This is a genomic window from Gilliamella sp. LMG 34361 (genome assembly GCF_984569075.1).
The window spans coordinates 2,902,605-2,916,550 of record NZ_OZ474903.1 but is presented as its reverse complement, the minus strand read 5'-3'; the positions used below and the strand labels follow the sequence as shown (position 1 = coordinate 2,916,550).

The following is a 13,946-nucleotide window of genomic DNA, read 5'->3' as shown; positions in this document are numbered from 1 at the left end:
TACAAAAATGAGCCATATTATACAGCAAAATGTTGAACAACCAAATAAAGATGAGTGGATTTTTGATCTCGCTAATGTAGTGACAGATATCAAAAAACTATATCGTTATTTGGATTTAGATCCTGAGGAAATTTCGTTACCGATGTTGCAAGCGCGAAAGCAATTTCCACTTCGGGTACCAATGGCCTTTATCAACAGAATGAAAAAAGGAGATAGTCATGATCCTTTGCTACTGCAAGTACTTTGTGATGAGCAGGAATTAATAAATGCACTAGGCTTTAGTAAAGATCCCCTTGAAGAGCAACATAGTAATGTTCCGGGATTGTTACATAAATATCATAATCGTGCATTGTTAATGACTAAAACTGCTTGTGCGATCAATTGCCGTTATTGTTTTAGGCGACATTTTCCTTATCATGATAATCAAAGCACTAAAAAGAATCTTAATGCGGCATTAGAATATATTGCAAGTCATACAGAACTTGATGAAATTATTCTTTCAGGTGGTGATCCTTTAATGGCTAAAGATCATGAAATGGCTTTTTTAATCGCTGAATTAGAGAAAATTCCACATATAAAGCGTTTACGTATCCATAGTCGTTTGGCGGTAGTAATACCCAATCGTATTACTTCGCAGTTGTGTCGATTATTTGCCAAAACGCGTTTACAAATTGTGTTAGTTACTCATATTAATCATCCCAATGAAATTGATAATGATGTTACAAATGCCGTTAAATCTTTAAAGGCTAGTAATGTAACAGTATTGAATCAAAGCGTTTTATTAAAAAATATTAATGATAATGCTGAAGTGTTAGCAAAACTGAGCAATAAATTATTTTCAATTGGTATTTTGCCTTATTACATACATTTGTTAGATAAAGTACAAGGCGCGGCTCATTTTCTAGTTGAAGATGATGTAGCAAAAGAAATTATGGGGCAATTGGCACAAAATGTATCAGGTTATTTAGTCCCCAAATTAGCGCGTGAAGTCGGTGGTGAAAAAAGTAAACGGGTTTTAGCTATTGGTGATTAGTGGAATTTGATAAAGTCCTTACAATTTATGTATCAAAATCTCGTTGACGAAAAATAAAATAGACTCTATAATTCGGACCTCTTTAATTAATGCTGTGGAGTCTATACTCTACAACTTGTTGATAATTAGATTTGGATATAAATCGTCATGAAACGCACATTTCAACCATCAGTATTAAAACGCAATAGAACTCACGGTTTCCGTGCTCGTATGGCTACTAAAAACGGTCGTCAAGTTCTTGCTCGTCGTCGCGCTAAAGGCCGTGTTCGTTTAACTGTTGCTAGCTAATTTAAAGTTGAGTGACTAAACTCACTTTTCCTCGGGAGTTACGTTTGTTAACTCCCTTTGATTTTAATCATGTCTTTCAAGAATCTATTCGAGCAGGTTCACCTTTCCTGACTTTAGTTACACGTAAAAACCATTTAACTCACCCTAGATTAGGTTTTGCTATAGCGAAAAAACAGGTTAAAAGGGCGCATGAGCGTAATCGTATTAAACGATTGGCCAAAGAATATTTTCGTTATCACCAACATCAGTTTCCTAATATCGATTTTATTTTGATGGCTAAACAGCCTGTTATACAATTGAGTAATCAACAATTAGTTGAGACATTAGATAAACTATGTCAGCAAATCATCAAAAAAAGTTAACTAAGTTAATATTCGTTATTAAACAGCATATTGATGCAGTTAAAATATTGATTGTTAATATTTTTATTTTCGTTGTTACAATATATCAACGTGCCATTAGTCCATTATTGGGCCCTAAATGTCGCTTTACTCCTAGCTGTTCACAATATGCAATAATTGCATTAAGGCGCTTTGGTTTGATAAAAGGTGGTTGGCTAACGGTCAAACGTGTATTAAAATGTCACCCTTTACATGAAGGAGGTGAAGATTTTGTTCCTCCTAAGAAAACTAAAACCAATAGAGAAAAACACTAATGGGATCTCAACGTAATATTTTAGTCATTGCTTTACTTTTTGTTTCTTTCCTGATTTGGAAAGCATGGGAAGATGATCATGCACCCAAACCACCAGTAGCTAATCAATTGACACAACAAATTGGTGAAGATAATTCAACAGCAAATTTTGTGCAAGGTAAAACAATTTCCATTAAATCTGATGTATTGTCATTAACGGTTAATACCTATGGTGGCGATGTGCAAGCAGCCCAATTGTTGAAATATGAGCAGTCTCTTCATTCAGGTACACCTTTCCAACTTCTTACCTCTGAGCCTGATTTTATTTACATTGCTGAAAGTGGATTAACCGGTAAAGATGGTCCAGATAATGCCAGCCAAGGTTCAAAAAGACCAGTATATCAAACAGCTCAATCTGAATATGTTTTAGCTGATGGTCAAGATGAGTTAAAGGTCCCATTTACATATCAAGTTAATGATGTAACTTATACTAAATATTACATTTTACATCGTGGTAACTATGCAATTGATGTGCAATACGAGGTTAATAACCAAAGCCAAAATCCTTTAGAAGTATCAATGTATGGTCAATTGAAACAAACTATTGAACTACCTAAAGATGCCGTTACCGAAGGTGGAGGTGGATTGGGCTTAAGCGCGTTTCGTGGTACAGCTTATTCTAGTGCGGACACCAATTATAGTAAATATAGTTTCGGTGATATCAAAGATAAAGCGTTGAGCGTTGAAACAAATACTGGTTGGATTGCTATGTTGCAACACTACTTTGCTTCTGCTTGGGTTCCGGCGCAGGATCAAACTAATCTATTCTATTCACGTGCAACAGCTAATAACTCACAAGCAACAATTGGCTTTAAAGGTGAAACAACCGTTATTCAACCAGGTAAAACTCAATCAGTTAGTGCAAAATTATGGTTAGGTCCTGAAATCCAAAGTCAGTTAAAAGAAACCGCTAATCATCTTGATTTAATCGTGGATTATGGTTGGTTATGGTTCTTATCTCAACCACTGTTTTATTTATTAAAATTTATCCATAGCTTTATTGGTAATTGGGGCTTCTCAATAATAGTTATCACCTTTATTGTGCGTGGTATTTTATTCCCATTAACACGAGCACAATATCGTTCAATGGCTAAAATGAAGTTATTACAACCTCGTTTACAGGCACTAAAAGAGCGTTACGGTGATGATAGACAAAAAATGAGCATGGAAACAATGGCACTTTATAAACAAGAAAAGGTTAATCCTCTTGGTGGCTGTTTACCGTTGTTGATTCAAATGCCAATTTTCCTGTCATTATTTTACATGTTGGGTAATACGGTTGAATTACGTCATGCGCCATTTGCACTTTGGATCCATGATCTATCTGCACAAGACCCATATTATGTTTTCCCATTATTAATGGGGGCGACAATGTTCTTAATTCAGAAAATGTCACCAACGCCGGTTACCGATCCTTTACAACAAAAATTAATGACTTATATGCCATTGATATTTACGGTATTCTTCTTATGGTTCCCATCAGGTTTAGTTTTATACTATATCGTAAGTAATTTATTCACGATTGCTCAGCAACGTATAATTTACTGGGAGCTTGAGAAAAAAGGTCTTCACGAGAAGAAAAAGAAATAATGTTGATAAAAGGGGGGGAGTAAAATCCTCCTTTTTAGTTGTTATTTTTTGGGTATTGATGTAATGAATATACAAAAACAATTTAATTTAGTTGGTAACGAAAAAGGTTATTGGTTTGTTAGTCAAAATGGACGATTATGGTTGCCTGATGGTGAAGTTCCTAATGGTATCGCTAGTGAATTTGGATTTACTAATCAATTAGCTCAACCAATTGGTGAGTGGAATGGACAAACCGCTTGGTTGATTTGCCAAGAAATGAAAAATTCAATGGGTACTATTAGACCTTTACTCAATAGTGAGGATCAATCATTATTTAATATGGCTGGCAGGGCAGTGCAGTTGTCAGAGTTTTATCGTTCTCATAGATATTGCGGTTATTGTGGTCATGAGATGCATATTAGTAAAACAGAATGGTGTTGTCTATGTGATCATTGTCATCAACGTTATTATCCACAAATTTCTCCATCAATTATTGTCGCTATTAGAGATAAAAACAAAATTTTATTGGCAAAACATGTCCGGCATAATCAAGAAAATCTATACACTGTATTAGCCGGTTTTACAGAGATTGGTGAGACAATGGAAATGACCGTTGCCCGTGAAGTATATGAAGAGTCAAAAATAAAAATTAAAAATATTCGTTATGTTGGTTCACAGCCTTGGCCATTTCCTAATTCTATGATGATGGCTTATTTAGCTGATTATGAGAGTGGAGAAATTACCATCGATAAAAATGAGTTAGTAGAAGCAAATTGGTATCATTATTCACAATTACCAAAAATACCAGAATATGGAACGATAGCAAGGCGTTTGATTGAAGATACCCTAATACTTTGTCGTGAATATGATGAATATGGTGAGTAAAACTCATCATATTCACATTATTTAATAAGTTATAGATAATTCAATGGTTCTAATTAAATTAATCGTACTAGAATGCTCTCTTATTGCTGTATAAATAACTTGAGTTTAGTTATAAGTTGTTCATTGAAGCTAGTTGAGTTAAAACTTTTATCGCTCCCGGCTATTGATCCATTGTGCCACTTGTTTGGCAAAATAAGTTAAAACACCATCTGCCCCAGCTCGTTTAAAGCAAAGTAATGATTCCATGATGACCGATTTTTCATCCAACCAACCGTTTTCGATTGCGGCCATCAACATTGCATATTCGCCAGATACTTGATAGGCAAAGGTTGGTACTGCAAAAGTATCTTTTACTTTACGCACAATATCCAGATAAGGTAAACCGGGTTTAACCATTACCATGTCAGCGCCTTCACTTAAATCTTGGTAAATTTCTTGTAATGCTTCATTAGCGTTAGCCGGATCGAGTTGATACGTTTTTTTATTGCCACCTTTAATATTTTTCGCAGAACCAACAGCATCACGGAAAGGACCATAAAAGCTCGATGCATATTTGGCTGAATAAGCCATTATCTGAGTATTAACAAAATAATGTTTCTCTAAAGCATTACGAATGGCGCCAATTCGACCATCCATCATATCGCTTGGCGCAATAATATCTGATCCTGCATCTACTTGTACTAACGCTTGTTTTATTAAAGCTTCGACAGATATATCATTAAGAACATAACCGTTACCATCAATAATACCATCTTGACCGTGTGTCGTATAAGGATCGAGAGCAACATCAGTTAAAATTCCAAGTTCTGGTATTTCTTTTTTTAATGCTCTAATTGCTTTAGGAACTAAACCTTGTTCGTTATAAGCTTCTTGCGCTAATAGTGATTTCTGAGAAGGTTCAATAGCAGGAAACAAAGAGAGTACAGGGATGCCTAATTTGGCAACTTGTTCGGCTTCTTGCACTAATAGATCAATACTCATTCTTTTAACATTTGGCATTGATGTTACTGATTGAATAATATTTTTACCTTCAACGATAAATACAGGATAAATCAAATCATCAACTGTTAAATGATTTTCTGCAACAAGGCGACGACTAAAATCATGAGCACGATTACGACGTAATCGTCGTTGAGGGTATTGGCCAGTAAAGTTTGATGACATAAAAACACCTATATTATTGATTAAACGGTTTTATTATCTGACTCAAAAGCAGGATTATCAAATAATTTGTTATGTGGTAATTATACGATATTTTACTTTACAACTTATATAAATTAGAGGTAAAATTGCGCACTAATTTTAGTCCCTTGTGATATTAACCAAATTTGAGGTGAGAGGCACATGCCAGTAATTAAAGTACGTGAAAATGAACCTTTTGATGTAGCGTTACGTCGTTTTAAACGTTCTTGCGAAAAAGCAGGAATATTAGCTGAAGTTCGTAACCGTGAATTTTACGAAAAACCAACAACTATTCGTAAACGCGCAAAAGCAGCTGCTGTTAAACGCCACGCTAAGAAATTAGAAAGAGAAAACGCCCGTCGCACTCGTCTATATTAATATTTATACTGAAAATTTAAATTTATTTATATTTTTAATATGAAAATTTTAACAAGCCGTATTATGACTACGGCTTGTTGTCTTTGTGTAATTCCGTAAATGGTTGAATTTTATCATGAAAGGTCTTATTCCTCGCGATTTTATTTTGGATTTGCTTGCCCGCACAAATATTCTTGATGTAATAGGTAAGCGCGTTAAAATGAAAAAAAAGGGAAATAATTATTTTGGTTGTTGTCCTTTTCATGATGAAAAAACCGCTTCTTTTTCATTAAATGAAAAAAAACAAATTTACTACTGCTTTGGATGTGGTGCATCAGGTTCTGCTGTAAATTTTTTAATGCAGTATGAACGACTAACGTTTCCTGAAGCCATTGAAGAAATTGCTAGTATGCAAGGCATTCGTGTTCCTTACACGGAAAGTGATAGCAATCAAGCTGATCAATCAAAGCAAATTGAATCGCGTAATTTGCGTCGTGATCTCTACTCCTTGATGGCAAAAATCACCGATTTCTACCAACAGCAATTAGCATTATCAACTTCAAAAGATGCTCATATGTATCTTGAGCAACGTGGTTTAAATCAAGAAATTATAACTAGATATAAAATAGGTTATGCCCCTAATGAATGGCGTTTAACTTCACAAAATGTAGTAAAAACTAAAGCTGAAACAAAATTATATAATCAAGCTGGTATGTTAGTTACCAATGATAGTGGTAATCAATATGATCGTTTCCGTGGTCGTATAATGTTTCCAATTCGCGATAGGCAAGGTAATGTCATTGCTTTTGGTGGTAGAACGATTATCAATGATTCAGCCAAATATATTAATTCACCAGAAACGCCTATTTTTCATAAAGGTTTCCAATTGTATGGTCTTTATGAAGCGCAAGAGGTTAATCGAAATCCAGAACAGCTGATTGTGGTTGAAGGATATATGGATGTCGTATCACTTGCTCAATACGGAGTTGATTATGCGGTTGCTGCATTAGGTACATCAACCTCTGAAGAACATATCAAATTATTATTTAGAGCAACTGATTCTGTCATATTTTGTTATGATGGTGATAATGCAGGGCGAAGCGCAGCTTGGCGAGCACTTAACGTATTACTACCTTGTTTGATTGATGGTAAAGAAATTACTTTCGCTTTTTTACCACAAGATGAAGATCCTGACAGTTTTGTGCGTAAAGTTGGTAAAGACGGTTTTGAAGATTATGTAAAAAATTCTCCTAATTTATCTGAATTTTTATTTGATGAATTATTAAAACAAGTTGATCTAAAAACTGCTGAAGGTAAAGCTAAACTGAGTTCACTTGCCATACCTTTGCTTGAGCAAGTCAAAGCAAAAGCATTCAGACTTAATTTACTTCAGAAATTAGGTCGTTATTTAGGCCTACTTGATATATCACAAATAGAACAACTCATTGCCGCTAATCAAAATAAAGGTGAAAATAAACCTATTGAAGCCGTGTCTGCACCGCAGATGAAATTAACGACTATGCGGATTTTGATTGGTTTATTACTGCAATATCCGAATATGGTTAAAATGGTTGCAGATATTAATGTTATGCGACAAGTTAATTTAGCTGGCATAGATATATTTATTGAGCTACTTGAATTATGTCAACAATACCCAAATATAACTACAGCACAGATATTAACAGAGTGTACCAGTCGACCATTTTATAAACAGTTAAGTCGTTTAGCTACATGGGAGTACCATTACCAAGATGATGAAATAGAATCAATTTTTTCTAATACTTTAAAAGAGTTATATGATAATATACTCGCCCAAAGGCAAGATGAACTGATCGCAAAAGAGAGAGTCTCCGGATTAAGTACCGCAGAGAAAAAAGAATTAGCGACATTGATACTTGTTTTATCAAAAAAAGACTAAATATACAGGGTATGTGCAGAAAACTATTTTTTATTCTGCACATATAATATACATGACCGAATAACTAAATGGTGATACTTTATGGAGCAAAATTCTCAATCACAGTTAAAACTCCTAATTATACGGGGTAAGGAGCTGGGATACCTGACCTATGCTGACGTCAATGATCACTTGCCTGAAGAAATTATTGATTCAGATCAAATTGAAGATATTATCCAAATGATCAATGATATGGGGATTCAAGTGCTTGAAGAAGCCCCAGACTCAGATGAATTATTACTTTCAGATAATGTTCCAGATGAAGAGGCAGTTGAAGCAGCGACAGCATTAGTTTTATCCAATGTCGAATCAGAGATAGGCCGAACTACTGACCCGGTACGTATGTATATGCGTGAAATGGGGGCGGTTGAACTATTGACCCGTGAAGGCGAAATTGATATCGCAAAACGTATTGAAGATGGAATTAATCAAGTTCAAACCTCAGTATCTGAATATCCAGAAGCCATTACTTACCTTTTAGAACAATATAATTTAATTGAAAGTGGAGAAGTTCGCTTATCCGATCTTATCACTGGTTTTGTTGATCCTAATGCTGAAGAATCAGAAGAAGAACTTCCTGAAGAGCTGGAAGACGGTGAAGAAGAGATTGACATTGACGATAGTGATGATGAAAGTGAAGAAGAAAGTGATTCTTCAGCTGATGATGATGCTTCTATCGATCCGGAAGTTGCAAAAGCGAAATTTGCTGAACTGCAAGAGCAACATAACAAAACTTCTGCTGCAATCAAAAAATATGGCCGTGCTCATAAAAAAGCACAGCAAGAAATTGAAAATTTATCTGAAGTTTTCAAACAATTTCGGTTAGTTGGCAAACAGTTTGATATTCTCGTTAATAATATGAGAAGCATGATGGATCGAGTAAGATCACATGAACGTGTTATTATGCGAATCTGTGTTGAGCAATGTAAAATGCCGAAAAAGCAGTTTATGACGCATTTTACCGGCAATGAAAACAATATGGACTGGTTTAAAAAAGCCAGTACTAGTAAAAGTGTGTTTGCCGCTAAATTAAAAGAGTTTGAATCGTCAATTGAAGAGCAAATTATTGCTTTACAAAAAATTGAAACAGAAACGAATCTCTCTATTGAGCAAATCAAAGATATTAATAGAAGAATGTCTATTGGTGAAGCTAAGGCGCGACGCGCTAAAAAAGAGATGGTTGAAGCAAACTTACGTTTAGTGATTTCAATTGCTAAAAAATATACCAACCGTGGTTTACAATTCCTAGACCTTATTCAAGAAGGTAATATTGGATTGATGAAAGCTGTTGATAAGTTTGAATATCGCCGAGGATATAAATTCTCGACTTATGCAACTTGGTGGATTAGACAAGCTATCACTCGTTCAATTGCTGACCAAGCAAGAACAATTCGTATCCCAGTGCATATGATTGAAACAATAAATAAGCTAAATCGTATTTCTCGTCAAATGTTACAAGAAATTGGTCGTGAGCCTACGCCAGAAGAGTTGTCTGAACGCATGCAAATGCCAGAAGAGAAAATTCGTAAAGTGTTAAAAATAGCAAAAGAACCAATTTCAATGGAAACACCAGTTGGTGATGATGAAGATTCACATTTGGGTGATTTTATTGAGGATACTGCACTTGAGCAACCATTAGATGCTGCTACATCTGAAAGTTTGCGTAGTGCAACACGTGATATTTTATCAGGTTTAACACCACGTGAAGCAAAAGTCTTACGTATGCGATTTGGTATTGATATGAATACAGACCATACGCTTGAAGAAGTCGGTAAACAATTTGATGTAACGCGTGAACGTATTCGTCAAATTGAGGCGAAAGCACTACGTAAATTACGTCATCCTAGCCGATCTGATGTCCTTCGAAGCTTCTTAGAATAAACTATTATTTCTTATACATCGCCACTTTTGTGGCGATTTTTTTAATTAATCAAACTGATATCATGAATATACTTCAACGCTTTAAAATTGATTCATTCTTGCTGATTTTGATTGGTATTGTGACTACGGCAAGTATTTTTCCATGTAAAGGTGAAGCAAAGGTTATTTTTGAAAATCTTACTACTTTTGCTATTGGTCTATTGTTTTTTATGCATGGTGCAAAACTGTCATTTGATGCGATAATTGTTGGCATAAAAAATTGGCGGCTGCATTTATTAATATTCATTATTACCTTCTTAGTATTCCCTATTTTAGGGGTAATGATGCAAGTACTTGTCCCAACTTTCTTATCAGAAGAGTTTTATTTAGGCTTTGTTTATCTTTGTGTTTTACCGGCCACCGTCCAGTCTGCGATTGCTTTTACATCAATTGCAAAGGGTAATGTCGCCGCTGCTATCTGTAGTGCTTCTGCCTCTACGCTATTAGGTGTCTTCATCACACCGGTATTAGTTGGATTACTAATGCATACTCAAGCTGCTTCTTCAATGAATATCGTAGATGCTATTGAATCTATCATGCTTAAACTGATGTTGCCGTTTATTATCGGTCATTTATCAAGGCGTTTTATCGGCAAATGGGTTGATAAGTATAAAAGTGTGATTTCAAAAACCGATCGTATATCAATATTATTAGTTGTTTATGTTGCTTTTAGTGATGCAGTGGTTAATGGTATTTGGTCTAAAGTTAGCTTTTTATCTCTTTTAGAAATCATTTTTTACTCAATAATTTTATTAACTATTGTGTTATTAATTACTACTTATAGTTCACGATTATTGGGTTTTAATAAAGAAGACGAAATTACTATTGTATTTTGTGGTTCTAAAAAAAGTTTAGCCAGTGGTATTCCAATGGCGAGTGTAATCTTTCCTATATCTATAACCGGAATAATAATTTTGCCGTTAATGATTTTTCACCAAGTACAATTAATGATCTGTGCTGTTTTAGCTTCTCATTACGCGAAACGAAAAATGTAAAAATTGTTTTGCTCATTAGGTTATTCTCAAGGATAATAGAGCGGCTATTAACAACAGAAAGATATATTATGTTTCATCTATTTGCTGATTTAGACTTTTCTACGATTATATTATTAGTTTTAGCGCTATTTTTTGTTCTTTTTTATGAAGCAATTAATGGATTTCATGACACCGCCAATGCTGTTGCGACAGTAATATATACTCGAGCATTAAAGGAACAGCTCGCTGTTTTTATGGCCGGTATGTTCAACTTTTTTGGGGTATTGCTTGGTGGACTTAGTGTTGCTTATGCAATTGTTCATCTTTTACCTACTGATTTATTACTTAATGTAAGTTCAGCTCATGGATTGGCAATGGTATTTTCGATTCTATTTGCCGCTATTATTTGGAATTTGGGTACTTGGTATGTAGGTATCCCTGCTTCTAGTTCGCACACGCTGATTGGTGCCATTATTGGTGTTGCATTAGCTAATGCATTTATTATGGATACATCTATCATTGATGCACTTAATATTCCTAAAATGATACAAATCTTTCTATCATTAATCATTTCACCTATTGTTGGTCTTGTTATTGCTGGCTTAATGATTTTTTTATTACGAAAATATTGGACTCGTAAAGGACAAAGTAAAAAACGTAGTAAAAAAAGAGAGAGAATTTTTATGACACCTGAACAGCGTGAAAAGCTATATGGTAAAAAGAAACCGCCATTTTGGATTCGTATAATGCTCATTATTTCAGCTGCCGGTGTAAGTTTTTCGCACGGAGCAAATGATGGGCAAAAAGGGATTGGTTTATTGATGCTAGTCTTAATGGGGATTGCACCGGCTGGCTTTATTGTTAACATGGGAGCATCAACCTATGAGATTACTAATACCAGAAATGCGATTCATAATATTGAAGAGTACTTTATCTCTCATAATGAAGATCTTAATTCAGTAATTGGTAAACAATCAGCGGTAGATACTGCAATCCCAGAAAATGATTTAAATAAATATCATTGTGATTATTCAAAATCGTTTATCACCTTGGGTATTGCTAACAATCTATTTAACAAAATCAATGATTATGACTCGCTTAACGTAGACCAACGTTCACAAGCTAGACGTATTTTATTATGTTTGTCCGATACCGTATCGCATGTAGCTAAACAACCCAATATATCTAATAAAGATAAGCAGTATTTAAAATCATTAAATAATGATTTATTAAAAACAGTTGAATATGCACCAATTTGGATAATTATCGGCGTAGCTTCGGCACTTGCTGTTGGTACTATGATAGGTTGGCGACGAGTAGCCGTTACTATCGGTGAAAAAATTGGTAAAAAAGGGATGACTTATGCACAAGGTGTTTCGGCGCAAATAACTACGGCATTATCAATTGGTATAGCAAGTTATACTGGAATGCCAGTATCGACAACTCAAGTTCTCTCTTCATCGGTTGCAGGTACAATGATTGTCGATGGTGGAGGCGTACAAAGTAAAACCATTAAAAACATCGCGTTAACTTGGATTCTTACTTTGCCGATTTCAATTTTGTTATCTGGGTTGCTTTTTTGGCTTGCTCAAAAATTAATTTAGTAGTAAAAAGGAAGTATAAAATTTTAATTTGATTAGAGCGTCAAAATAGGAAGGAGTGAATATTATGGCTTATAAACATATTTTAGTCGCAGTGGATTTAACACCTGAAAGTGAAGTTCTAGTTGAAAAAGCAGTCTCTATGGCTAGACCATATAATGCTCAAATATCACTCATTCATGTGGGTATAAACTATTCTGACCTTTATACCGGTTTAGTTGATATTAATATGAATGATATGAAAGATCGAATCACTGAAGATGCCCATATTGCATTGAATAAATTAGCAACTGATGCAGGTTATCCAATTGCACATACTCTTTCTGGTAATGGTGAATTTGGACAAGTATTAATTGAAGCTATTCACGAATATAGTGCGGATTTGGTTGTATGTGGCCATCACCAAGATTTTTGGAGTAAATTAATGTCTTCGGCTCGTCAATTAATCAACAATACCCATATTGATACGTTGATTGTCCCTTTAAAAGATGATGAGCCAACCGAAGAACCATCTAAATGAAATATACGTTATGAACCCGCTTCTTAGCGGGTTTTTTCTGGGTTATGCAAAAAAATTTACCAATATTTAGGCTATCAAGCTAATTGAAATTATTTTGCCTCTTCACTTATGGTTGTTTTCTTTCCATATCACAAAGGTATACTCATATAACTATCATGATTATAAAAGGAGATTAAATATGAATATTGTTTTGGTTACCGGCGCTTCATCTGGATTTGGACAAGCTATTTGTCGAAAACTTATTGCAGATGGTTATAAAGTAATTGGTGCAGCAAGACGACTTGATAAATTACAAAAACTGGCACAAGAGTTAGGGGCTAACTTTTTACCCTTAACTCTAGATGTTAGTAAAAAAGACTCTGTTGAAACAATTTTATTACAACTACCTAAAGAATTTCAGCCTATTAATATATTAATTAACAATGCCGGATTAGCTTTAGGTTTAGAGCCAGCATATGAAGCTGACTACAATGATTGGCAAACAATGATTGAAACTAATGTCATCGGGTTAGTTCATTTAACCCATCAAATTTTACCGGGAATGGTTGAACGTAATAGTGGCTACATCATTAATCTTGGATCTGTCGCGGGCACTTATCCTTACAAAGGTGGAAATGTTTATGGTGCTTCAAAAGCATTCGTTAAACAATTTAGCGCTAACCTCAGAACAGATTTATTAGGCAAAAAAATTAGAGTAACGAATATTGAACCAGGATTGTGTGGAGGAACCGAATTTTCAAATGTGCGATTCCATGGTAATGCTGAACAAGCAGCTGCAGTGTATAAAGATGTGGATTTTATCACTCCAGAAGATATTGCCAATACTGTGTCATGGTTAGTGAATACACCAAATCATTTTAATGTCAATTCAATCGAAATTATGCCAGTGGCACAAGCTCCGGCAGGCTTATCAGTTTGCAAAGGAATTTAAGGTAAAATTAAATAGGCATTGAATGATATCGATGCG

14 protein-coding genes are annotated in these 13,946 nt (G+C 34.8%); 13 read left to right on the top strand and 1 reads right to left on the bottom strand.

All coding sequences use genetic code 11. From position 1 onward, the window contains the following. Nucleotides 1-7 precede the first annotated feature (7 nt). From epmB to nudC, 6 genes are all read left to right on the top strand, one after another. On the top strand, nucleotides 8-1,033 hold the full coding sequence (gene epmB / locus AC5LXI_RS13575; protein WP_493442821.1) for an EF-P beta-lysylation protein EpmB: 1,026 nt from the start codon (nucleotides 8-10) through the stop codon (nucleotides 1,031-1,033). Nucleotides 1,034-1,180: 147 nt separating this feature from the next. After that, the gene (rpmH, locus tag AC5LXI_RS13570; RefSeq protein ID WP_025314679.1) at nucleotides 1,181-1,321 is read left to right on the top strand and encodes a 50S ribosomal protein L34; all 141 of its coding nucleotides are present in this window, start codon (nucleotides 1,181-1,183) and stop codon (nucleotides 1,319-1,321) included. Between the two features lie 11 nt (nucleotides 1,322-1,332). Beyond that, nucleotides 1,333-1,683 (top strand): ribonuclease P protein component, encoded by a 351-nt coding sequence (gene rnpA / locus AC5LXI_RS13565; protein WP_493442820.1) that lies wholly within the window; start codon nucleotides 1,333-1,335, stop codon nucleotides 1,681-1,683. Beyond that, the gene (yidD, locus tag AC5LXI_RS13560; RefSeq protein WP_493442819.1) at nucleotides 1,656-1,976 is read left to right on the top strand and encodes a membrane protein insertion efficiency factor YidD; all 321 of its coding nucleotides are present in this window, start codon (nucleotides 1,656-1,658) and stop codon (nucleotides 1,974-1,976) included. The genes rnpA and yidD overlap by 28 nt, the downstream gene beginning before the upstream one ends. Then, nucleotides 1,976-3,604, top strand: coding sequence for a membrane protein insertase YidC (yidC, locus tag AC5LXI_RS13555; RefSeq protein WP_493442818.1), 1,629 nt, complete (start codon nucleotides 1,976-1,978; stop codon nucleotides 3,602-3,604). Before yidD ends, yidC begins: the two co-directional genes overlap by 1 nt. Before the next feature lie 63 nt (nucleotides 3,605-3,667). After that, complete coding sequence (nudC, locus tag AC5LXI_RS13550; RefSeq protein WP_493442817.1) at nucleotides 3,668-4,468, top strand: NAD(+) diphosphatase; 801 nt, start codon at nucleotides 3,668-3,670, stop codon at nucleotides 4,466-4,468. A gap of 147 nt (nucleotides 4,469-4,615) precedes the next feature. Here the strand turns inward: nudC and hemB are convergent, their stop codons facing one another. Continuing rightward, a complete protein-coding gene (gene hemB / locus AC5LXI_RS13545; RefSeq protein ID WP_493442816.1) occupies nucleotides 4,616-5,632 on the bottom strand; it encodes a porphobilinogen synthase in 1,017 nt (338 codons plus the stop codon). A 180-nt stretch (nucleotides 5,633-5,812) separates the two neighbouring features. Between hemB and rpsU the strand changes: the two genes are divergently transcribed. The 7 genes from rpsU (at nucleotide 5,813) to AC5LXI_RS13510 (ending at nucleotide 13,910) form a co-directional block, all read left to right on the top strand. After that, entirely contained in the window at nucleotides 5,813-6,028 is a 216-nt protein-coding gene (rpsU, locus tag AC5LXI_RS13540) for a 30S ribosomal protein S21 (protein ID WP_024495180.1), read from the top strand. 115 nt (nucleotides 6,029-6,143) lie between these two features. Beyond that, nucleotides 6,144-7,925: a DNA primase gene (gene dnaG, locus AC5LXI_RS13535; RefSeq protein WP_493442815.1), complete on the top strand. Its 1,782-nt coding sequence runs from the start codon at nucleotides 6,144-6,146 to the stop codon at nucleotides 7,923-7,925. Nucleotides 7,926-8,006: 81 nt separating this feature from the next. Further along, complete coding sequence (gene rpoD / locus AC5LXI_RS13530; protein ID WP_493442814.1) at nucleotides 8,007-9,845, top strand: RNA polymerase sigma factor RpoD; 1,839 nt, start codon at nucleotides 8,007-8,009, stop codon at nucleotides 9,843-9,845. A 62-nt stretch (nucleotides 9,846-9,907) separates the two neighbouring features. Next, nucleotides 9,908-10,879, top strand: coding sequence for a bile acid:sodium symporter family protein (locus AC5LXI_RS13525; RefSeq protein WP_493442813.1), 972 nt, complete (start codon nucleotides 9,908-9,910; stop codon nucleotides 10,877-10,879). 68 nt (nucleotides 10,880-10,947) lie between these two features. Next, entirely contained in the window at nucleotides 10,948-12,462 is a 1,515-nt protein-coding gene (gene pitA / locus AC5LXI_RS13520) for an inorganic phosphate transporter PitA (RefSeq protein ID WP_493442812.1), read from the top strand. Between the two features lie 64 nt (nucleotides 12,463-12,526). After that, complete coding sequence (gene uspA / locus AC5LXI_RS13515; protein WP_493442811.1) at nucleotides 12,527-12,979, top strand: universal stress protein UspA; 453 nt, start codon at nucleotides 12,527-12,529, stop codon at nucleotides 12,977-12,979. 178 nt (nucleotides 12,980-13,157) lie between these two features. Beyond that, entirely contained in the window at nucleotides 13,158-13,910 is a 753-nt protein-coding gene (locus tag AC5LXI_RS13510; protein WP_493442810.1) for an SDR family oxidoreductase, read from the top strand. Nucleotides 13,911-13,946: the final 36 nt, after the last annotated feature.

Coding starts and splice junctions, on each gene's coding strand:
- epmB (WP_493442821.1), top strand. CDS start 8: ATGAGCCATATTATACAGCAAAATGTTGAACAACCAAATAAAGATGAG.
- rpmH (WP_025314679.1), top strand. CDS start 1,181: ATGAAACGCACATTTCAACCATCAGTATTAAAACGCAATAGAACTCAC.
- yidD (WP_493442819.1), top strand. CDS start 1,656: ATGTCAGCAAATCATCAAAAAAAGTTAACTAAGTTAATATTCGTTATT.
- yidC (WP_493442818.1), top strand. CDS start 1,976: ATGGGATCTCAACGTAATATTTTAGTCATTGCTTTACTTTTTGTTTCT.
- nudC (WP_493442817.1), top strand. CDS start 3,668: ATGAATATACAAAAACAATTTAATTTAGTTGGTAACGAAAAAGGTTAT.
- hemB (WP_493442816.1), bottom strand. CDS start 5,632: ATGTCATCAAACTTTACTGGCCAATACCCTCAACGACGATTACGTCGT.
- rpsU (WP_024495180.1), top strand. CDS start 5,813: ATGCCAGTAATTAAAGTACGTGAAAATGAACCTTTTGATGTAGCGTTA.
- dnaG (WP_493442815.1), top strand. CDS start 6,144: ATGAAAGGTCTTATTCCTCGCGATTTTATTTTGGATTTGCTTGCCCGC.
- rpoD (WP_493442814.1), top strand. CDS start 8,007: ATGGAGCAAAATTCTCAATCACAGTTAAAACTCCTAATTATACGGGGT.
- AC5LXI_RS13525 (WP_493442813.1), top strand. CDS start 9,908: ATGAATATACTTCAACGCTTTAAAATTGATTCATTCTTGCTGATTTTG.
- pitA (WP_493442812.1), top strand. CDS start 10,948: ATGTTTCATCTATTTGCTGATTTAGACTTTTCTACGATTATATTATTA.
- uspA (WP_493442811.1), top strand. CDS start 12,527: ATGGCTTATAAACATATTTTAGTCGCAGTGGATTTAACACCTGAAAGT.
- AC5LXI_RS13510 (WP_493442810.1), top strand. CDS start 13,158: ATGAATATTGTTTTGGTTACCGGCGCTTCATCTGGATTTGGACAAGCT.